This window comes from Actinomycetospora sp. 2LY8.5 (genome assembly GCF_057180585.1).
Map to the genome: position 1 here is coordinate 68,884 of NZ_JBXUHE010000024.1, position 18,970 is coordinate 87,853.

An 18,970-nucleotide genomic window follows, 5' to 3' on the forward strand; every position below is an offset into this window, starting at 1 on the left:
GGGCCCGGACGTCCCCGACGTCCTCGACGTGCCCGCACCCGCGACGTAGCCCGGTCGGGTCGACCGTCAGCCGCGGCGACCCGGCCGGGGTCGGGCTCGGCCCCGATGCTCGAGCAGGTTGCCCCCGGCCGCGGTCAGGCGAGCTCCGAGAGCGTGACGGCGGTGAGGCCCCGCGCGGAGGTCCGGGCGAGCAGGGCGTCGACGGTGTCGGGGACGGCGGCGCGACCGGGGCCCTCGTGCAGCACCAGCACGCTCCCCCGGCGCACCACCGGGTCGAGCCACGCCGCCGAGCCCGCGGTCCCGGCGCCCGCCCCGCTGATCGCCACCGCGGTCCCGAGGGCGCAGCGCAGACCGGCGCTCTCGGTGATCGTGAGGTGCCGCGCGGTCGGCCAGCCGGAGCCGGGCCGGAACCACCGCACGGGGCCGTGCTCCTCCAGCGAACGCCCGGTGTCCGCGAGCTTCGCCGCGAACTCGTCGAGGGGCAGTCGCCACGTCGGCTCGTCGCGCCAGGTGTGGTTCCCGAGCTCGTGGCCCGCCGCCGCGACCCGGGCGACGAGGTCGGGGTGCCGCGCCGCCCGCTCGCCGAGCAGGAAGAAGGTGGCGCGGGCGTCGTGGCGGGCCAGGACGTCGAGCAGCGCCGGGGTCGTCGCCGGGTCGGGGCCGTCGTCGACGGTCAGCGCGAACCGTGGGGTGCGGGTGGGCACGGCGAACAGCACACGGCCGCGGAGCACGGGTCCGAGGGCGGCCACGAGCGGCTGTATCAAGGGTCGAGCTCCCGCTTCGCTTCGTCTTCCGACGATCGCATCTCCGGTGTCGGGGCGCGCTGCTAGCTTCGCGGGCGTGGCCGACGTGCACGACGTCCGCCGGCTCGCGCTCGGTCTCGACGACGTCGAGGAGATCGACTGCGACGGCTTCGACTTCCGCGTGCGCGGGCGCGGGTTCGTCTGGTCGTACCCCGACCGCAGCGGCGGGCGCCGCGTCCTGCGCACCGACATCGCCGTGCTGTTCGTCGGCGACGAGGCCGAGCGGCAGGCGCTGCTGCTCGGCGAGCCCGACCTGTTCTTCTCCACGCCGAGCTACGAGGGGCTCCCGTTCGTGCTCCTGCGCCTGGAGGCGGTCGACGTCCCGCGCCTGACCGAACTGGTCACCGACGCCTGGCAGATGCGCCTGGAGCAGGGGTGACCGCCGGGACCCGGCCTCGCTGAGCAGCACGCTGGATTTCGCGAAGCATTCTCGTCGGGTCGGCGAGCCCCGGATCCGGCGAAGGGCGCCCCTCGCCCGTCTATGCGAGCGAAGGGGCCCTTCGGTCGGACAGCCGGGGCCCGAGTCCCTCACTCCCCCCGGAACGTCGCCTTCCCGTGCCCGTCCTCGACGAACGACGTCATGGCGCCCGCCAGGTCCGCGGTGCCGAACAGTGCCCCGGCGGTCGGCGGGGTCACGGCGTTCGCGGTCTCCAGCCCGCCCTCGGCGAGGTGGCGCAGGATCTCCTTGGTCGCCGCGTGCGCCCGGGTCGGACCGGCCGCGAGCCGGGCGGCGAACGCGCGCGCGGCGTCGTCGAAGCCGTCCTCGGGGATCAGCCGGTCGACGACACCCCAGCGCTCCATCTCCTCGGCACCGAAGCGACCCGCGGTCATCACGAGGTACCGCGCCCGCCCGACCCCGGCGCGCTCGGCAAGGCGCTGCGTGCCGCCCATCGCCGGGGTCAGCCCGACCGTGGCCTCCACCAGCCCGAACGACGCCCGCGGCGAGGCGACGATCAGGTCGCAGGCCAGGGCCACCTCGAACGCCCAGGTCAGCGTGAGGCCGTGCGCGGCGAACACCGTCGGGCACGGGAGGTGGTGGAGGCGCCGGCCGGTCTCGACGAGCTCGGCGAAGTAGGCGGTCCCGCGGTCGACGTCCCCGGCCTGCGCGATCGGGTTGAAGATCTGCTTGACGTCGACCCCGCCGCTGACGACCTTGCCCACGGCGCGCACCAGCACCGCCCGCGGGCGAACCTTCTCCACCTCGCCGACGGCGTCGCGCAGCGCGTCGTGCAGAGCCTGGTCGTAGAGGTTCAGCGGCGGGTGGTCGATGGTCACCACGGCGAGGCCGTCGTGATCGACATCCACGGAGAGGGGAGGCGTCGTCATGACTCCGAACCTGCCCGACGCGGCGCCGGGGCGCCCGTCGGGCCGGACCGCGGGCCGGGCGGGGCCGGCGGAGGTTCGAGCGGCACCATCTGGACCTGCCGCCCGAGCAACGCGAGCAGCACGTCGCGGGGCTCGTCGCTGCTCGGCGCGACGGGCGGGCGCCACAGCCCTTGCCCGGTGAGCATGACCGGGTCGCGGCGGACATAGGTGAGCGCACGGTCGACGCCGACCGGGTCGAGCTCCTCGTCGAGCCCGGCGCCGCGGGCGAGGTCCCACTCGTGGACGGTGAGGTCGAGCAGCATCTGCTCGGCGTACTCCTGGACCGGGATCCACCCGAACGACGTGTGCACCCGCGCCGCGTGGCCCTCGGTCGCGGCCCAGGCCGGCCGCGACCGGGCGACCGCGCGGTCCCAGGCCCCGGGCGGGTCGGCGTGGAGCAGGTCGCCGTCGTAGCGGTCCCCCACCGCGCCCATCGTCGTCCCCGCCAGCACGTGCGGCGCCCACAGGTGCTCGAAGCAGAGATGGGCGACGAGGTCGCGCACCGACCACTCGGTGCACGGGGTGGGGGCGCGCCAGATGCCGGCACCCACGGCGTGGACCCGGGCGGTGACACGGTCCATCGCGCCGGGGATCAGCGCGCGGGCGTCGTCGGTGTCGTTCACGGGCGCAGACCCTGCTCCCCCGACGGGCCCGCCGTCGAGTACCCGGGAGCGCCGATCACGTGGGCGCGGCGACCAGCACGCCGACCGGTGTCGCCGTGGGGAACGAAGCGCTCGATGCGCAGGTCGGCGCGCTCGTGCAGCGCGGCGTACTCGCGCTCGGTGCGCTCCCGCCCGCCGACGAGGGCGAGCATGGGGATGTCGAGGAGCATGCCCAGGTGCGGCTCGTCGCCCTCGGGCAGCACGGTCTCGAGGACGAGCAGCCGGCCCGCCGGGTCCATCGCCTCGCGGATCCTCCGCAGGATCGTCACGGCATCGTCACGGCGTCGTCGTCGTTCCGGTCGTGGATCACGCTGGAGAGCACGTAGCAGTCGGCACCGGCCGGCACGGCGGTGTAGACGTCGCCGCCGGCCGCCTCGGCCCGCTCGCCGAGGACGCCCGGTACAGCGGGCCCGGGTCGGCGTCGGTGGCGGCCGCGAGATCGTCACGATTCCGCGGACGGTCGCGGGGAGGACGTCCGGCCTGGTCCGGGTGCCCGGCGACCCTCCGCCACCCGCCCCACCCGAGCACACTGCCGCGATGGAACGTGCTGTCTGGTCCGTCAGCGTGATCCCTCAGCGGCGGCCCTTGCTCTGCCAGTAGCCCGGCCCCGGGGTGTCGATCGTGTGGCGGCGGCTCTTCGCGTTCCACGACCAGCGCCCCGCGCCGAGCCCCCAGCTCACGCCGTCCGGTCCGGCGTGCAGCAGCAGCGGGCCGAGCCGGAACGTGCGACGCAGGTGGTGTCGCGGATGGACGCGGGGCATCAGACGGAATCCCATGGGGGAGCCTCCTTCGTCGTCGTGACAACGGATGCCCCGGGGCCAGGAGTTCCCGAACGGCGCCGATCGGACGAATCGGACAGTGCTCACGGGCGCGGCGTCACCGCTCGAGGTGCTCCCGCTCGACGCCGTGAGCGGGATCGTCACCGACGCCGACGACGGACCGGCCCTCGCCGCCCTCGGGGAGGTCGTCCCCCTGCCGCGCGCCTGACCCGTCCCGCAGCAGCGAGGCCGCCCGCGCCCGCAGGTGCACGAACGCGTCCGACCCCCGGGTCGTGATCTGGTCGCGGTCGGGCGGCAGGTCGACCACGAGGTCGGCGACGACGGCCGCCGGGCGCGGCGAGAGCACGACGACGCGGTCGGCGAGGTAGATGCTCTCGTCGATGTCGTGGGTCACGAGCACCACGGTCATCCCGTACTCCCGCCGCACGCGCAGGAGCAGGTCCTCGAGGTCGGCACGCGTCAGGGCGTCGACCGACGCGAACGGCTCGTCCATCAGCAGGAGGTCGGGGCGCCGGGCCAGCGCCCGCGCGATCGCGACCCGCTGCTGCATGCCGCCGGAGAGCTGGCCGGGCCGGCGCGCGGCGGCGTCGGCCAGGCCGACCGCCTCCAGGGCCTGTGCGGTGCGGGCACGCCGCGTCGCGCGGTCCAGGTCGGCGGGGAGGCCGAAGTCGACGTTGCGCGCGACCGTCGACCACGGCAGCAGCGACCGGCCGTAGTCCTGGAACACCACGCCGAGCCCGTCCGGGACCCCCGCCACGAGCTCGCCGCGCAGCCGCACCTCGCCGCGGTCGGGCGGCCGGAGCCCGGCGAGGCAGCGCAGCAGCGTCGACTTGCCGCATCCCGACGGCCCCAGCAGGCACACGACCTCGTCCCGCGCGACGCGCAGGGACAGCCCGTCGAGCACGGTCGTCGCGTGCCCGGCCTCGCGGAAGGCCACGGCGAGATCGGTGACCTCGACCATCGGGGACACGGTGTCTCCTCTCATCCCTGGGTCGTGCTCCAGCTCAGCGCCCGGCGCTCGACGCCGAGCAGCGCGGCGTTCAGCGCGTAACCGACGACCCCGAGCAGGACGATCGCCGCCCACATCGCCGTGAAGTCGAAGCTCCGCTGCGCGACGACGAGCCGGTGGCCCAGGCCGTCGGTGGATGCGACCAGCTCCGAGACCACCATGAGGATCAGCGCCAGCGACAGGCTCACCCGCAGGCCCGCCACGATCCGCGGGGCCGCCGCCGGCAGGATCACGCGCCGCAGGCGGCGGAGGCCCACGACCCCGTAGACCTCCGCGGTGTCCATCGTGACCGGGTCGACGTCGCGGGCTCCGTCGGCGGTGTTGAGCAGGACCGGCCACACCGTGCCGAACACGATCGTCGCCAGCTGCATCGGCGTGCCCGCCGCGAACAGCACGAGGAAGACCGGGATCAGCACCGGCGGCGGGAGCGCGCGGGCGAACGCGAGCAGCGGGGCGAGGTACTCGGTCGCCCGCCGGGAGCGGCCCAGCAGCAGGCCCACGGCGATGCCGATGACGCCCGAGACCGCCCACCCCACGAGGACCCGCGCCACGCTGGGCGCGACGTCCGCCCAGGCGCCCGCGGTGAGGACCGCCGGGCCCGAGAACCACATCGCCCACCCGGCCGCCGCGATCGCCGACGGCGGCGGGAAGAACGCGCTCCCGGCGGCGCGGGCGGCGAGCTCCCACACCACCAGGGCGAGCGCGAACACGCCCCAGCGCACCCACGGCGCTCCCTGGCCGGTCACCCGACCGCACTCCACGGCAGCCACCGGCGTCCCGCGGCGGTGAGCGCGGCGTTGGCCGCGAGCCCGACGAGCCCCGCGACGATCGCCGCCGCGAGCACCAGGTCCATCCGCCCGCCGCCGGTGCCGGACTGCGCGATGTACTCGCCGATCCCCCGCCCGCCGCCCACCAGCAGCTCGGTGGACACGATGAGGATCAGGGCGACCGCCGCCGCGAGGCGCACGCCCGTCAGGACGAAGGGCGCCATCGACGGCAGCACGACGCGCAGCAGGGTCCGGCGCCGTCCGACCCGGAAGACCGTCGCGGTCTCCCGCAGCAGCGGGTCGACCTCGGTGACGGCGTGCACGGTGTTGAACAGGATCGGCCAGACCGCCGCGTAGACGGCCAGGGCGATCTTGCTGGCGGGGCCCTGCCCGATGAGGACGACCGCCAGGGGGATCAGGGCGACCGACGGGATCGGGCGCAGGAACTCCACCAGAGCCCGCGTTCCCGCCCGGATGCCCGGGACGCTGCCCAGCAGGACGCCCGCCGGCACCGCGATCCCCAGCGCGACGCCCAGACCGATCAGCCAGGCGAGCACGGTCGCGACGACGTCGGCCCGGAACGCGGGGTCGCCGACGATCTCGACGAGGCCGGCGAGGACCGCCGAGGTCGGCGGCAGCAGCTCCGGCGGGACCAGGCCGATCCGGCCGACGACCTCCCCGATCGCGAGGAACGTCGCGAGGCCGATGAGGCCCCGGACGAGGGCACGGCTCACTGCGGAACCAGCAGCGGCTGGACGTCGAAGCGGCCCGGGACCAGCGCGAACTGCTGCATGAGGTCGGCGACCCGCTGCAGGCGGGTGGCGTCGAGCGACTGCGGGTAGGTCCCGAGGTTGATCAGAGTGGCGGTGGCCCGGTCGATCCGGATGTAGGTCGGGAGCACCTGCTCGACGTTGGCGCGGTCGGCCGCGGCCTGCTGGCCCCGCAGCATCGCGCGCTGGAAGGCTGCGACCGTCCGCGGGTTCTGCTGCGCGAAGGCCTCGGTGGTGCCGTAGCCGCCCAGCGGGATGTCCGCAGTCGGGCCGGAGGCGGTGTCGAGGACGGGCACGGCGCCCGAGCTCCGCTCCGTGGCGGTGATGAACGGCTCGACCATCGCGGCGGCGTCGACCCGACCGGCGGCGAGGGCCGCGGCCATGTCCGGGAACGGCACCTCGACGAACTGCACCGTGCTCGGATCGACCCCGTTCGTCTGGAGTGCCGAGCGCGCATTCAGCTCGACGATGTTGCGGAACGTGTTGACCGCGACCCGGCGTCCCGCGAGATCGCGCGGGGCGCGCACCGTGCCGTCGGGACGCGCGACGAGAACGAAGGTGTTGGGCCCCGCCTGATACCCGTCCGAGATGAGACGGAATCGCCCGACACCCTGATTCTGCGCGAGGAAGAACGACACGTAGTTGCCGAACGTGACGTCGAGGCTGCCCCCCACCACGGCGGGTATCGACGCCGCGCCGCCCTGCGCGACGACCGGCTCGACGGTGAGCCCCTCGTCGCGGAAGAAGCCCCGCTCTTGGGCGAGGTAGAACGACGCCGTGTCGACGATGTTGAGCATGCCGACCCGGAGCGTGGGCTTCTCCGGGCCGCCATCGGCGCCACCCTGATCCCCGGAGCTCGACCCGCCGAGCGCGCTGCACCCGGAAAGGACGAGGACGGACAGAATCGTCAGTAACCGGACGGTGATCGGGCGACCGCGACGTGCGGTGCGATTGTTACTCCACTTGCGCACAACATCCCCCTCTTGGAGCACGAATTGTTCGATCAAATCGACGCGGGGTGCGGCGTCCGCGTGAAGAACTGTCTCGATCGGGTGTCGTGTCCGCCACGGGGAAGCTACCGTGGCTTCCGTCATCGTCACAGATCGTTGTTGGACGAGTTTCCCGGACATCGAACGAACAGTTCCGCGACAACTCGAGAACACCGTCCGTGCCGTGCCTGGCGACTGTGGGGGATCGTCCGTGGCCGAGAGCACCGGGAGCAGTGTGAGCACCGTGCCCGTCTGGAACCCGGGCCACTGGCGTGTCCGCACCAAGGTCGTCGCCGTGGTGGCGGTCCCGATCCTGCTGGTGCTGGTGCTGGCCGGGGTCACGATCCGCACCCAGCTCGACGACCGTGCCGCGCTGGCGCAGGTGGCCACGGGCACGCGGCTCGCCGGGACGGTCGCCGACCTCGTCGACCAGGTGCAGGTGGAGCGCGGCGCGACCGCCGCGTGGGTCGCCGCGGGCCGGCCTGCGGACCGGTCGGGCCTGGACGTCGCCGCGGACCGCACCGACGTCGCCGTCGAGGCCCTCCGCGCCACCGGCGACGCCGCGGCCGATCTCGACCCCGGTGTCCGTGACCGCTACGCCACCGCCCTCACGCGCCTCGACGCGCTGCCGGCGCTGCGCGCCACGGCTGTGGCCACCCGCTACCCCGCCACCAGTGTCGTCACCGGCTACACCGGCCTGGTCGATCCGCTGCTCGCCCTGTCCCGCGACATCGCCGGCGCGGTCGGCGAACCCTCGGTCGTCCGGCCGGCCACGAGCCTCGCGGCGCTGGGGCGGGCCAAGGAGCAGGCCGAGGTCCAGCACGCGCTGCTGCTGGTCGGCGCGATCACCCGCACGCTGCCGGTGGGCGCGAGCGACGCGCTGCGGGGGTCGGTCGCCGAGCAGGAGGCCGCCACCGCCGAGTTCGAGGCGGGCTCGAGCCCGGCGCAGGTCCAGCGGTTCGACGACACCGTCGCGGGCCCCGAGGTCGACCAGCGGACGCGCATCCTGCAGACCGCGCTCCTGCAGGACGGGACGGCGCTGGCGGTCGATCCGCTGGCCTGGGACACCGCCGCGAGCGCCACCCGCGAGCGGATGCGCACGCTGGAGATCGACCTCCAGGGCGGGCTGCGCGGCACCGCGGACGGGCTCGTGGCGTCGGCGACCACCACGGCGGTGGTCGTGATCGCCCTGGTCCTGCTCGGCGTGCTCGCCGCCGCGGCGCTCGCCGTCGTCATCGCGCGCTCACTGATCACGCCGCTGCGACGCCTGCGCTGGTCCGCGCTCGACGTCGCGGAACGGCGCCTGCCCGATGCGGTCCGGGAGCTCGAGGACGAGGGGGTGCGCGAGGGCCCGGACGCGCCGCCGCCGGAAGCCGCCGTCGAGCCGGTGCCGATCCACACCGAGGAGGAGGTCGGCGAGGTCGCCCGGGCGTTCGACAGCGTGCACCGGGAGGCCGTGCGTCTCGCCGGCGAGCAGGCCCGTCTGCGAACCAACCTCAACGCGCTGTTCGTCAACCTGTCCCGCCGCTCGCAGGGACTCGTCGAGCGGCAGATCCTGCTCATCGACACCCTCGAGAGCCGCGAGGAGGACCCGGACGTCCTGGCCGACCTGTTCCGGCTCGACCACCTCGCCACCCGCATGCGCCGCAACGGCGAGAACCTGCTCGTGCTGGGCGGCGCGGCGCCCGGCCGCGGGTCCGCCGAGCCGCTGCTGCTCGCCGACGTCGTCCGGGCCGCCGTCGGCGAGGTCGAGCACTACCAGCGCATCGAGGTCGGGCAGGTGCCGGGGCTGCGCGTGCAGGGCGCGCCCGCCGACGACCTCACCCACCTGCTCGCCGAGCTGCTCGACAACGCCACCAGCTACTCGCCGCCCGACAGCCCGGTCTCGGTCAGCGCCTCGCGCGCCCCCGACGGCGGCGCGATCGTCGAGGTCGCCGACGCCGGACTCGGCCTGGACGCCGAGGATCTCCGCGACGCCAACGCGCGCCTCGAGCAGCCCGTGCTCCTCGACTCGTCGGTGCCCCGACAGATGGGCCTGTTCGTGGTGGGCGCGCTGGCCCGCCGGCACGGGATCACCGCGCGGCTGCTGCCCGGCAGCGAGGACGGCACGACCGCGAGCGTCCACGTCCCCGCCGACGTGCTGGTGACGCACACACGGAGCCGGGCCCCGGTCCCGGCGTCCGCCGAGGTCGCCGCCGACGACCCGCTGACCGACGAGGTCCCCGTCGCGCCGGGTCCCGACGAGCCGATCTTCCAGGCGATGGTGTCGGCGTGGTTCTCGGACGAGAGCGCGCCGGCGACCCCCGCTCCGGCGACCGGGAACGGATCCCTCTGGGACTCCGGTGCCGACGAGGGCTGGCACGCCGTCGCCGCCCGCGCCGCCGAGGCCCCGCCCACCGAGCACACCGCCGGCGGGCTGCCCCGGCGTCGTCGCGGTGCCGGGCTCGTGCCCGGAGGCGCCCCGGAACCGGGTTCCGACGACATCCCCGCGCCCCGGCAGACCGTCGACGCCGACGCCCTGCGCGCCCGGATGAGCCAGTTCCAGCAGGGTGCGAACCGGGGGCGCGAGGAGATCGACACCGACGGGTTCGCGGTGCCCGACATGAGCACCGGGACGGCGGCGAGCGGCGAGCCGGCCACGACCTCGGGAGGCCCACGATGAGCACCGAGACCCCCGCCCGCATGGCCTGGCTGGTCGACGACTTCGTGACGCGCGTGCCCGGCGTCGCCCACGCCGTCGTCATCTCCGCCGACGGGTTGCTGCTCACGCACTCGAGCCGCCTGCCCGACGAGCGCGCCGATCAGCTCGCCGCCGTGGCGGCTGGGCTCGTCAGCCTGGCCGGCGGCGCCGCCCGGTGCTTCGACGCCGGCGAGGTCGTCCAGACCGTCGTCGAGATGGCGCAGGGCCTGGTGCTGACGATGGCGATCCGCGACGGCTCCTGTCTCGTCGTCCTGGCGACGGCCGACTGCGACCGCGGACTCGTCGGCTACGAGATGACGCTCATGACCGCGCGGGTGGGGAAGGCCCTCACCCCCGAGGTGCGCCGGGAGCTGCGCACCACCCGGACGTCATGACCGGGAACGGGATGGCGCCCGAGGAGGCGCCGGACGTCATCGCACCCGGACACCGCGCGCCCCGGGTGCGGCCGTACACGATCACCGGCGGCCGTACGCGGACCCAGGTGACGCTCGCGATCGAGACCCTGGTGCAGACCGCGTCCACGGTCGACCTCCCGACCACGACGATGCCGGAGGAGCAGCGCGCCATCTGCCGGCTGTGCGTCATGCCGATCTCGGTGGCCGAGGTGTCGGCCCGGGTCGACCTGCCGCTCGGCGTCACGCGGGTGGTGCTCGACGACATGGCCCGGGGCGGCCTCGTCGTGATCCACATGCCCTCGGACGACCGCCCGAGCCGCGAGCTTTTGGAGAGGGTCCTCGATGGACTCCAGCGTCTCTGAGGCCCCGCGGGGCGCGCCGTCCTCGGTGCCGTCCGCGAAGATCGTCGTCGCCGCCGGGTTCGGCGCGGGCAGGACGACCGCCACCGTCGTGATCAGCTGGATCGCCTGGTCGGTGTCGCCGCCACGGCCTCCACCGCTCGAGCGGCCGCCGCCCCCGACGATCGACCAGCCCGCTCCCGCATCCCTGGACCGTGGGCCCCCGCCCGCGGACGGAGGTGGCCGCCGTGCACGTTGAACGCGCCGAGCTCGAGCTCGAGTCGCTCGTGGCCCGTCTGGAACGCCACGAGCTCCATCCCCGCGGGGACACGACCCGCCCGGGCGGGTGGGACCAGGCCCGCCAGCAACGCTTCATCGACACGATCCTGCGGGACTGGTGGGTCCCGGAGATCCACCTCGCGGCCGACACCGGTCACGAGGTGGTCCTCGACGGCGGCCAGCGGCTGCTCACGCTGCAGCGCTTCTTCCACGACGAACTCCCGTGCTCCGGGGTGCAGGCGCCCGACCAGCCCGACCAGGACGAGCAGGACGAGGTGCGCCGGCTCGACGGGTTGCGCTACAGCGATCTGCCCGGCGAGGTCCGCCGCCGCGTGCGCCGCTTCCGGATCACCGTGGTCGTGCTGTCCGACTACCGCCCCGCCGAGCTCCGCGAGCTGCTCGACCGCCTGCACCCGGCGGACGAGCCGGAGGTCAGCGTGCCGCGGCCACGAGCCCCCGCCCACCGGGCGTCGCCGTTCTCGCTCGAGCCGATCTACGACCAGGTGTCGGCGTGGTTCGCCGACCTCTCCGAGTTCCGGACGCTCTCGGACTCGCCCGTCCCACCCGGCATCTTCTCCTCGCCGGCCGACGAGGGCCAGGCCGCCGCCGAGGCCGCGGTCGCCCCCGACCACGCCGACCTCGCGGGCGTGACCGCGGCGGGCCTGCCCCAGCGCGAGCCCCGCGCCCTGCTCGTGCCCGGCGCCGTCCCGCCGCCCGCGGGCCCCCTGAGCTTCGGGGCCTCGGGAGTCTCGCCGCACGACGTCGCCGAGAGCCTGGCCAGCTACCGGGAGGGCGTGGCCGAGGGCGCGGACGACCCCCGCACCGAGGCACTCCCGCACCCGATGTTCGACGACGGGGCCGGCGTGACGATGGGCTGGTGACCGGACGTGCGAGCGATGCGGCATTGCTGGCGTCCGACACCAGGATCGCCACATCCTCGCTGCGCGACACGCCGGTCAGGCTGACGCCGGGACGCCCTCGCGTGCCCGCCCCTGCGCCGCCGCCCGGTGCCGCACGAGCATCCGCCGCCCGACGAGCACCCCTGCCCCGGCGACGAGCATCGCGCCCGCGGCGACGATCCACGCCGTCGCGAACGACAGCCCGGTCGCGATCAGGCCGAAGCCGACCGGCCCCAGGCACCCGCCGGCGTAGACCCCGACCTGCACGATCGCCGTCGCCGCGGCGGGCGCGGTCGGGTTGAGACGCACCACCGCGAACTGCAGCAGCCCCGGCCACGACCAGCCGAGCCCGAAGCCGAGGATCGTGCCGACGACGAGTGCGACCGAGCCGGGCACCGCGAGCAGCACGACGCCGGCGGCGCCGAGGATCAGGCAGCCCGCGACGACCACGACGTGGCCGCCGCGGCGCCGGTCGGCGAGCCAGCCGTGGAGCATGCGCATGAGCACGGCGACGACGCTGCCCAGCGTCAGGACCAGGCCGGCGAGCCCCGGCGCGACGCCGGAGTCGACCGCCGAGGCGACGAGGAAGATGCTCAGGCCCGTCGAGCTCGCCGCCCCCAGCCCGGCCGCGACCCCGATCACGGCGAGCGCGCCGGTCGCGCGCTCGGCGGTGCTGTCGGCGGAGCGCTCGCCCCGTCCCGACCCGCGCGGCGCCACGACCAGTGCCGCGAGCGCGAGCCCGGCGCCGATCACGTACGCCCAGCGCCAGCCGATCGTCAGCCCGACCGCCGGGACGGCGAGCCCCGCCAGCAGCGTCGCCAGGGGCACGCACGCCTGCTTGACGCCGAACGACAACCCCAGGCGCCCGGGCGGCATGGCGCGGGCGAGGGTGAGGTTGGTGGCGAGCTGGCCCATGACGTTCGTCCACGCACCCACGAGCACCAGCACCACGACCCACGTGAAGCTCTGCCCGAGGACGGCGGTCAGCAGCATCGCGATCGACGCGCCGACGAGCCCGATGCGGCTGGTCAGGCGCGACCCGAGCTTCTCGACCAGCTTCCCGACGGGCAGCGACACCAGCGCCGACACCCCGAAGTACGCCGACACGACGAGTCCCAGCGCGGCGGGGTCGAAGCCGAGGTCGGCGCCGATCTGCACCGACAACGCGCCCAGCAGGAACACCGGGAGGACGGTGGCGGTGGTGATCGCGACGGCCCCCGCCCCGGTCCGCAACGCCGATTGCTCGCTCATCGTGAGCAACGCTAACCGAACTCGCCAGACGGCGTTCCTGGAGCTGTGGTCCCGCGGGTATGAGGCGCGGGACCACAGCCAGCAGGCCGAGCACGCACCCTGACGGCGTTGCTCGACCAGGTCACCCCTGGTCGGGGAGAGTTCTACAGAGCGCGGACCGAGTCGGCCTGCGGGCCCTTCTGGCCCTGGCTCCACTCGAAGGTGACCCGCTGGTTCTCCTCGAGGGAGCGGAAGCCACCGCCCTCGATGGCGGAGTAGTGGACGAAGATGTCCTTGCCACCGTCGTCAGGGGCGATGAAGCCGAACCCCTTCTCCGAGTTGAACCACTTGACCGTGCCGTCGGACATGAATCCTCTTCTCGTGTCGTGCCGGGTGATGTCGAAATCGACTGATCCACGAGGCTCGAGCACAGCGAGGAAAAGAAGACAGCAACGGTACGGACGCTAACACAGGCGCCGCGGCGCCCGTTTTCGCGCGGCGTCACCCGCCCGTCCGGGCTACCGTGCCGTCCACGCGCGGGCCGTCCGGCGCGCGACGCGGGAGACGGGAGCGATCGATGATCGACCCTCGGCGGCAGCCCCGGAGCCTCCGCGAGCAGCGGGACGCCTTGACGCGCGTCGCCGCCGAGGCCGCCGAGCACCCGGTCCCCGCGGGCGAGGCGGCGTTCGCGTTCTCCGCCTACGGCGACGGTTTCCTCGCGATGGCGATCGTGGGCGTCGTCGAGGACGCGTCCGCCGCGCGGCTCGCCGGCGCGCTCCGGGACATGCGCGGCCTCGGCCGTCACGAACTCGCCATCGAGCTGTCCGGGCTGGTGTGGTCGACCCCGCCGCTGGTCCGGATCCTCGGGCAGCTGCGGCTCCGGCAACTCGCCTTCGCCGGCCGTCTCGAGCTCCACCGGCCGCCCGCGACCCTGGTGTCGACGCTGGGCGACTGCTTCCCCGACCAGCTGTCGCTGCACGACCCGCGGCCAGCCCTGCGGGCGGTCTGAGCGGACCGTCAGACTGCGGCGGTGCCGATGAGGCCCTTGCGGGTGACCCTCGCGGCGAGCTCCTGCTCGGTCGCGTCGCCGGTGTCGTCGGGACGTCGCGGCAGCACCATGTAGCGCGTCTCGGCGCTCGCGTCCCACACCGTGATCCGCGTCGACGCGGGCAGCTCGAGGCCGAACTCCTGCAGCACCGCCCGAGGCTCGCGGACGACGCGCGACCGGTAGGCCTCGCTCTTGTACCAGCCCGGCGACGGGCCGAGCAGCGCGATCGGGTAGCACGAGCAGAGCGTGCAGACGATCATGTGGTGCTCGTCGGCGTCGTTCGCGACCACGTGGAGCCTCTGCTCCTGCAGCGCCCCGCCCATCGAGAACCCGAGCTCGGCGATGGCGGCGTTGCCGTCGACGAGCAGGCGCTCCCGGAACGCCGGGTCGACCCACGCCCGTGCGACCAGCGCCGCGCCGTTCGCCGGCGAGCCGCCCGCGGCGAGGGCGTCGATGCGCTCGTCGATCTCGTCCGGCTCGAGCAGCCCGCGCCGCTCGAGGAGCGCCTCGACGTGCCGCACCTGCGCGGCGACGGGGCTGCTGGCGTGGTCGCCGCTCATGGCGTGCTCCCGTCGGGTTCGAGGTAGTCCTCCCAGAGCTCGACGACCACCGCGTGGTCACCGGTGCCGAAGAGGTCGCTCGCGGCGAACCGCACGTGGTACACGGCGCGCGGGTCGGAGGCGAGGCCGCGGGCACGCTCGTCGGCGAGCGGGTGGTGCCCGGCCGTCGAGACGATCTCGCCGCGCGCGCCCCGGGCGTAGCGCGGCAGGCGGGTGTGCCCGGGCGGGTCGGCGATGTGGGTGCGGACGCGATCGCCGGGGCCGAAGCGGTCAGTCACCGGCGAGCTCCCCGGGTGTCGCGACGCCCTTCTCCGCGAGCAGTGTCGTGATCGCCCGGAACCACTTCTCGTAGTACGAGGAGGCGAGGTACTCCTGCGGCGGGATGCGCTCGATCGCGTCGCGGAACTCGTCGAGGTTGTAGACACCCCGGCGCAGCAGCGCGCCGTTGAGCGCGACGACGTGGGCCTCCCAGTCGGCGTGGAACCGCGGCTCGTCGGGTTCCTCGACGATCGGCGGGAACCCGACCATGCCGCCCACGTCGTTGATCCGGCTCACGGCGTCGTTCCTACCGCCGCGCGCCGGCCGAGGCCAGGGTCGGCGGGTGCTCACCAGGGTTGTCCGGCGAGATTCCGACCGAGGGGCACCTTCGGTCGCGTAGACGGGCGAGGGGAACCCTCGGCCGGAGCGCGCGCCCGCCCACGAGGGGTGGTTCGGCGCACGACCCGCCCCTTGACGCCGTCGCCCGTCGGGTCCTACGTCTGGGCGGACACCAGGGCCGACACGAGGGCCGACACCGGGGCGAGGAGCGCGCATGACGGGGACGTCGATCACCGGCCGGGGCATGACCCTCAGCGACATCCAGGCCCGCTGGGCGCGGGTGACGCCGGAGGCGGAGTTCCTCGTCGACGCCGGCACCGGGCAGCGGCGGACCTACGCCCGCTCCGACGACCGCATCACGCGCCTGGCCAACGCGCTGACCGCCGAGGGCGTCGAGCCCGGCGACCGCGTCGCGGTGCTCGGCCTCAACTCCGTCGACCTGCTCGAGGCCTACATCGCCGTCCTGCGCGCGGGCGGCATCTGCGTGCCGGTCAACTTCCGGCTGGTCGCGAAGGAGGTCGCGTACGCGCTCGCCGACTGCGGCGCGGTCGTCGCGATCGCCGACACCGCGACCTGTCCCCTGCTGCGCGACGCCCTCCCGGACGCGCCCTGCGTCCGGCGCACGATCACGATCGGCGGCGACCTCGAGGGGGTCCTCGCCGCCGCCGACCCCGCCTACCGCGAGCTCGCCGTCCCCGACGACGCCACCGCCTTCATCATGTACACCTCCGGCACCACGGGAGCGCCGAAGGGCGCGATGCTCACCCATCGCAACCTGTTCCTGCACGCGTTCTCGTCGACGATGCACCTCGGCGGCCCCGGCGGACCGAGCGTCTGGCTCTCCGGCACGCCCCTGTTCCACATCGCGGGCGTGGCCGGCTTCCTCCCGTCGCTGTTCGCGGGCGGCGTCACCGTCATCCCGCCCTCGACGGGCTTCGACCCCGACGCGACGCTCGCGATTCTCGAGGGGGAGCAGGTCACCGGGTGTTTCTTCGTCCCCGCGCAGTGGGCGGCGATCTGTGCCCGCGCGAACGCGCAGGAGCGCGACCTCTCCGCGCTGCGGAAGTGCTCCTGGGGCGCCGCGCCCGCGTCGGACACCCTGCTGCGAACGATGATCGCGACGTTCCCGGACGCCGAGATCGTCACCTCGTTCGGCCAGACCGAGTGCAGCCCGGTGACGACGACCCTGCGCGGTGAGGACGCCGTCCGGAAGATCGGTTCGGTCGGCACGCCGATGATCAACGTCGAGGTCCGGGTGGTCGACGACGACATGAAGGACGTCGCCCCGGGCGAGGTCGGCGAGATCGTGTACCGCGGTCCGCTGGTGATGTCGGGCTACTGGAACAAGCCCGCCGAGACCGCCGAGGCCTTCCGCGGCGGCTGGTTCCACTCGGGCGATCTCGTCCGCCAGGACCCCGACGGCTACTACTACGTGGTCGACCGCAAGAAGGACATGATCATCTCGGGCGGCGAGAACATCTACTGCGCCGAGGTCGAGAACGTCCTCGCGGGCCACCGGCAGGTCGCCGACGTCGCCCTCATCGGCGTCGCCGACCCGACGTGGGGCGAGAGCCCGCTCGCCGTGATCGTGCCGGCGGACCCCGACGACCCGCCCACCGCGAGCTCGATCGACGGCCACTGCCGCGAGCACCTCGCCCGCTACAAGCGTCCCCGCCGCATCGCGCTCGTCGACGCGCTCCCCCGCAACGCCACCGGCAAGGTGCAGAAGACCGTGCTGCGCGAGCAGAGTCTCGCCGGGACCCTGGCCACCGAGGCCGTGTGACCGGCTACCGGTCCAGGTTCATCGTCATGCGAACCGTCGTGCCGGCGGTCGGGTCGCTGTGCACCTGCACGAGGTCGCACAGCTGGTGCACCAGGCGCAGGCCGTAACCGCGCCCGTCGGCCGGGCCGCCCGGGTGGCGCCCGACGAGGGGGTCGGCGATCCACCCGCTGTCCTGCACCTCGCAGACCACGGCGGCCGGTTCCGCACACCCCTCGGCCCGCGTCCACAGCGTCAGCAGCCCGGGCCGGCCCGTGTGCACGACGGTGTTGACCGCGACCTCGTAGGCGGCGCGGCACAGGTCGGCGACCCGGTCGGCGGCCAGGCCGGAGCGCAGGGCGTGCTCGGCCACCGCGAGGCGTACGGCACGCGGACCCGTGGGGGCGGAGAACACGAGCGTCTCACCGAGCTCGCACTCCTCCACCAGCGGCCCGCTCATCCGCTGCGCGAGCTCGGACGGGTCCGCGTAGCGCGCGCTGCACGACGTCAGGCCGCCCTCGACGAGCACGGGGTGCGTCCGCTCGGCGTCCTCGATGACCGCAGCGGCGAGCGCGCTCGTGTCGTACGGGCACAGGACGGTGACCGGGCGGTCGCCGAGCGCGGCGTTGATCAGCGCCTCGTGCTGGACCGCTGCGGCGTACTCGGCCGGGCTGCGCCCCGCCCAGATCGGCTCGCCGATGATGCGCACGCGACCGGCCCCGGCGTGCTCGTCGACGAAAGCGCGGAGCACCCCGGCGATGATCCGCCCCGGGTTGCGGCCCGCGACCGTCATGTCGTGGAGGACCACGTCCGAGGCGGCCGGCCCCAGCGCGTCGGCCACCAGGGCGAGCCGCGACGGGGGCGCCGCCATCATCGCGGGCTCGCCGGCGTCGAGACCCTCGCGCAGGAACGGCACGGTTCCGGCGACGTAGGACGCGTCGTCGGCGTAGAAGAGGGCAGGGTGCACCAGCCCCCCGGGGTCCTGCGTGGCCGTCAGCGCTGTCACCCCCGCGCGGTCGGTGTCCGTTCGGCGAGGCCATGATGCCGACCGAGGCGGCCACATGTCGCATCGGCACGGCACGGAACCGGTGAGCGGTACCGCCGTCCGGGGCTGCTGGTACTCCCGATGTCCTACGCGGGCGCGATCCATGCCTCCGCTCGGGCGATGAGGTCGTCCAGGCGCCGGTACGCGTTCTGACGGCAGCAGCCGAGCTCGCGCCGGGTCTCGAGCAGGCGGGACACCGCGACACCCACCTCGGTGTCGACGACGCGCACCGCCGAGGGCAGCGCGCGGCCCGGGTCGTGGAGCACCACCGCGGCAAGCGGTGTGTCCGGGTGCAGGGACACCCGGGTCGTCAGCATGACCCGGCCGACGGTCGGCACGGCGCTCGGCAGAACAGCGCGAAGGCCGCCGCCGCGGAGACCGCGGCGGCGGCACGACTCCTCACCCGTGCTCAGCGTTCGTAGACCGCGGTGATGGTCGCCCGGGCCAGGGTGTGGCTGAACAGGTTGAACCCGAGGAACGCCGGCGAGGCACCGCGCGGGATCCCCAGCGTGGGCACGTCCACGGCGTGCACCACGAAGTAGTAGTGGTGCACCCCGTGGCCCTCGGGAGGCGCGGCCCCGAGGTACTGGTGGATGCCGGCGTCGTTCGGGAGCGTGATCGCCCCCTGCGGCAGCCGGGAGCCGTCGGGGTCGCCCGCCCCGGCCACGAGCTCGGTGACGTCGCCCGGGATGTCGGCGACGGCCCAGTGCCAGAACCCGCTGCCGGTCGGCGCGTCGGGGTCGTAGCAGGTGACCGCGAAGCTGCGGGTCGCCGTCGGGAACCCCTGCCAGCTCAGGTGCGGGCTCCGGTCCTCCCCGCCGGGCACGCCCATGATCGCGCTGGTGTGCGGCGGCGCCAGCGGCGTGCCGTCGGCGATGTCGGGGCTGGTGAGGGTGAAGGTCGGCACCTGCGGGAGGAAGGTGTACGGATCGGGCGGAGCGAGAGTTGTGGTCATCCAGGCCTCCGTGAATCTCA

Annotated in this window: 24 protein-coding genes; 7 read left to right on the forward strand and 17 right to left on the reverse strand. The window is 74.4% G+C overall.

Annotated features, from left to right (window positions below; genetic code table 11):
* Nucleotides 1–134: 134 nt before the first annotated feature.
* On the reverse strand, nucleotides 135–731 hold the full coding sequence (locus AC2A1K_RS22660; RefSeq protein ID WP_483898594.1) for a polysaccharide deacetylase family protein: 597 nt from the start codon (nucleotides 729–731) through the stop codon (nucleotides 135–137).
* A gap of 109 nt (nucleotides 732–840) precedes the next feature.
* On the opposite strand from AC2A1K_RS22660, the gene AC2A1K_RS22665 reads away from it, so the two are divergent.
* Entirely contained in the window at nucleotides 841–1,182 is a 342-nt protein-coding gene (locus AC2A1K_RS22665; RefSeq protein ID WP_483898595.1) for an MmcQ/YjbR family DNA-binding protein, read from the forward strand.
* Between the two features lie 149 nt (nucleotides 1,183–1,331).
* Here the strand turns inward: AC2A1K_RS22665 and AC2A1K_RS22670 are convergent, their stop codons facing one another.
* From AC2A1K_RS22670 to AC2A1K_RS22705, 8 genes are all read right to left on the reverse strand, one after another.
* Nucleotides 1,332–2,129 carry an enoyl-CoA hydratase/isomerase family protein gene (locus AC2A1K_RS22670; protein ID WP_483898596.1) on the reverse strand — a complete coding sequence of 266 codons (798 nt, stop codon included), beginning with the start codon at nucleotides 2,127–2,129 and terminating at the stop codon, nucleotides 1,332–1,334.
* Nucleotides 2,126–2,791, reverse strand: coding sequence for a TIGR03086 family metal-binding protein (locus AC2A1K_RS22675; protein WP_483898597.1), 666 nt, complete (start codon nucleotides 2,789–2,791; stop codon nucleotides 2,126–2,128). Before AC2A1K_RS22675 ends, AC2A1K_RS22670 begins: the two co-directional genes overlap by 4 nt.
* The gene (locus AC2A1K_RS22680) at nucleotides 2,788–3,099 is read right to left on the reverse strand and encodes a methyltransferase (protein WP_483898598.1); all 312 of its coding nucleotides are present in this window, start codon (nucleotides 3,097–3,099) and stop codon (nucleotides 2,788–2,790) included. Before AC2A1K_RS22680 ends, AC2A1K_RS22675 begins: the two co-directional genes overlap by 4 nt.
* A 303-nt stretch (nucleotides 3,100–3,402) precedes the next feature.
* A complete protein-coding gene (locus AC2A1K_RS22685; RefSeq protein ID WP_483898599.1) occupies nucleotides 3,403–3,606 on the reverse strand; it encodes a DUF4236 domain-containing protein in 204 nt (67 codons plus the stop codon).
* Nucleotides 3,607–3,706: 100 nt separating this feature from the next.
* Complete coding sequence (locus tag AC2A1K_RS22690; protein WP_483898600.1) at nucleotides 3,707–4,579, reverse strand: ABC transporter ATP-binding protein; 873 nt, start codon at nucleotides 4,577–4,579, stop codon at nucleotides 3,707–3,709.
* Between the two features lie 11 nt (nucleotides 4,580–4,590).
* Nucleotides 4,591–5,364 carry an ABC transporter permease gene (locus tag AC2A1K_RS22695; RefSeq protein ID WP_483898601.1) on the reverse strand — a complete coding sequence of 258 codons (774 nt, stop codon included), beginning with the start codon at nucleotides 5,362–5,364 and terminating at the stop codon, nucleotides 4,591–4,593.
* Entirely contained in the window at nucleotides 5,361–6,119 is a 759-nt protein-coding gene (locus tag AC2A1K_RS22700; protein ID WP_483898602.1) for an ABC transporter permease, read from the reverse strand. Before AC2A1K_RS22700 ends, AC2A1K_RS22695 begins: the two co-directional genes overlap by 4 nt.
* Complete coding sequence (locus tag AC2A1K_RS22705; RefSeq protein WP_483898603.1) at nucleotides 6,116–7,249, reverse strand: ABC transporter substrate-binding protein; 1,134 nt, start codon at nucleotides 7,247–7,249, stop codon at nucleotides 6,116–6,118. The genes AC2A1K_RS22700 and AC2A1K_RS22705 overlap by 4 nt, the downstream gene beginning before the upstream one ends.
* A 130-nt stretch (nucleotides 7,250–7,379) precedes the next feature.
* On the opposite strand from AC2A1K_RS22705, the gene AC2A1K_RS22710 reads away from it, so the two are divergent.
* From AC2A1K_RS22710 to AC2A1K_RS22725, 4 genes are all read left to right on the forward strand, one after another.
* Nucleotides 7,380–9,806 carry a sensor histidine kinase gene (locus tag AC2A1K_RS22710; RefSeq protein ID WP_483898604.1) on the forward strand — a complete coding sequence of 809 codons (2,427 nt, stop codon included), beginning with the start codon at nucleotides 7,380–7,382 and terminating at the stop codon, nucleotides 9,804–9,806.
* A complete protein-coding gene (locus AC2A1K_RS22715; RefSeq protein WP_337703368.1) occupies nucleotides 9,803–10,219 on the forward strand; it encodes a roadblock/LC7 domain-containing protein in 417 nt (138 codons plus the stop codon). The genes AC2A1K_RS22710 and AC2A1K_RS22715 overlap by 4 nt, the downstream gene beginning before the upstream one ends.
* Nucleotides 10,216–10,602 carry a DUF742 domain-containing protein gene (locus tag AC2A1K_RS22720; protein WP_483898605.1) on the forward strand — a complete coding sequence of 129 codons (387 nt, stop codon included), beginning with the start codon at nucleotides 10,216–10,218 and terminating at the stop codon, nucleotides 10,600–10,602. The genes AC2A1K_RS22715 and AC2A1K_RS22720 overlap by 4 nt, the downstream gene beginning before the upstream one ends.
* A gap of 224 nt (nucleotides 10,603–10,826) precedes the next feature.
* Nucleotides 10,827–11,738, forward strand: coding sequence for a DUF262 domain-containing protein (locus tag AC2A1K_RS22725; protein ID WP_483898606.1), 912 nt, complete (start codon nucleotides 10,827–10,829; stop codon nucleotides 11,736–11,738).
* A 75-nt stretch (nucleotides 11,739–11,813) separates the two neighbouring features.
* Here AC2A1K_RS22725 and AC2A1K_RS22730 read toward each other — a convergent pair whose 3' ends face one another.
* Together AC2A1K_RS22730 and AC2A1K_RS22735 are read right to left on the reverse strand one after the other, a co-directional pair.
* A complete protein-coding gene (locus tag AC2A1K_RS22730; RefSeq protein ID WP_483898607.1) occupies nucleotides 11,814–13,007 on the reverse strand; it encodes an MFS transporter in 1,194 nt (397 codons plus the stop codon).
* A gap of 143 nt (nucleotides 13,008–13,150) precedes the next feature.
* A complete protein-coding gene (locus tag AC2A1K_RS22735) occupies nucleotides 13,151–13,354 on the reverse strand; it encodes a cold-shock protein (protein ID WP_483898608.1) in 204 nt (67 codons plus the stop codon).
* A gap of 209 nt (nucleotides 13,355–13,563) precedes the next feature.
* Here AC2A1K_RS22735 and AC2A1K_RS22740 point away from each other — a divergent pair, with 209 nt between their 5' ends.
* A complete protein-coding gene (locus AC2A1K_RS22740) occupies nucleotides 13,564–13,995 on the forward strand; it encodes a hypothetical protein (protein ID WP_483898609.1) in 432 nt (143 codons plus the stop codon).
* Nucleotides 13,996–14,003: 8 nt separating this feature from the next.
* On the opposite strand, the gene AC2A1K_RS22745 is transcribed toward AC2A1K_RS22740, so the two are convergent.
* From AC2A1K_RS22745 to AC2A1K_RS22755, 3 genes are read right to left on the reverse strand one after another with little or no spacing between them, the layout of a single operon-like run.
* Nucleotides 14,004–14,594, reverse strand: a complete 591-nt coding sequence (locus AC2A1K_RS22745; protein WP_483898610.1) for a nitrile hydratase subunit alpha — start codon at nucleotides 14,592–14,594, stop codon at nucleotides 14,004–14,006.
* Nucleotides 14,591–14,872, reverse strand: coding sequence for an SH3-like domain-containing protein (locus tag AC2A1K_RS22750; RefSeq protein ID WP_483898611.1), 282 nt, complete (start codon nucleotides 14,870–14,872; stop codon nucleotides 14,591–14,593). The genes AC2A1K_RS22745 and AC2A1K_RS22750 overlap by 4 nt, the downstream gene beginning before the upstream one ends.
* A complete protein-coding gene (locus AC2A1K_RS22755) occupies nucleotides 14,865–15,149 on the reverse strand; it encodes a hypothetical protein (protein WP_483898612.1) in 285 nt (94 codons plus the stop codon). Before AC2A1K_RS22755 ends, AC2A1K_RS22750 begins: the two co-directional genes overlap by 8 nt.
* Before the next feature lie 256 nt (nucleotides 15,150–15,405).
* Here AC2A1K_RS22755 and AC2A1K_RS22760 point away from each other — a divergent pair, with 256 nt between their 5' ends.
* On the forward strand, nucleotides 15,406–16,974 hold the full coding sequence (locus AC2A1K_RS22760) for a long-chain-fatty-acid--CoA ligase (RefSeq protein WP_483898613.1): 1,569 nt from the start codon (nucleotides 15,406–15,408) through the stop codon (nucleotides 16,972–16,974).
* A gap of 4 nt (nucleotides 16,975–16,978) precedes the next feature.
* Here the strand turns inward: AC2A1K_RS22760 and AC2A1K_RS22765 are convergent, their stop codons facing one another.
* The 3 genes from AC2A1K_RS22765 to AC2A1K_RS22775 all read right to left on the reverse strand — a co-directional run bounded on the left by AC2A1K_RS22765 (nucleotide 16,979) and on the right by AC2A1K_RS22775 (nucleotide 18,950).
* Entirely contained in the window at nucleotides 16,979–17,956 is a 978-nt protein-coding gene (locus AC2A1K_RS22765) for an anti-sigma factor RsbA family regulatory protein (RefSeq protein ID WP_483898614.1), read from the reverse strand.
* A 125-nt stretch (nucleotides 17,957–18,081) separates the two neighbouring features.
* Nucleotides 18,082–18,312 (reverse strand): hypothetical protein, encoded by a 231-nt coding sequence (locus tag AC2A1K_RS22770; RefSeq protein ID WP_483898615.1) that lies wholly within the window; start codon nucleotides 18,310–18,312, stop codon nucleotides 18,082–18,084.
* 92 nt (nucleotides 18,313–18,404) lie between these two features.
* Nucleotides 18,405–18,950: a YbhB/YbcL family Raf kinase inhibitor-like protein gene (locus tag AC2A1K_RS22775; RefSeq protein ID WP_483898616.1), complete on the reverse strand. Its 546-nt coding sequence runs from the start codon at nucleotides 18,948–18,950 to the stop codon at nucleotides 18,405–18,407.
* Nucleotides 18,951–18,970 lie beyond the last annotated feature (20 nt).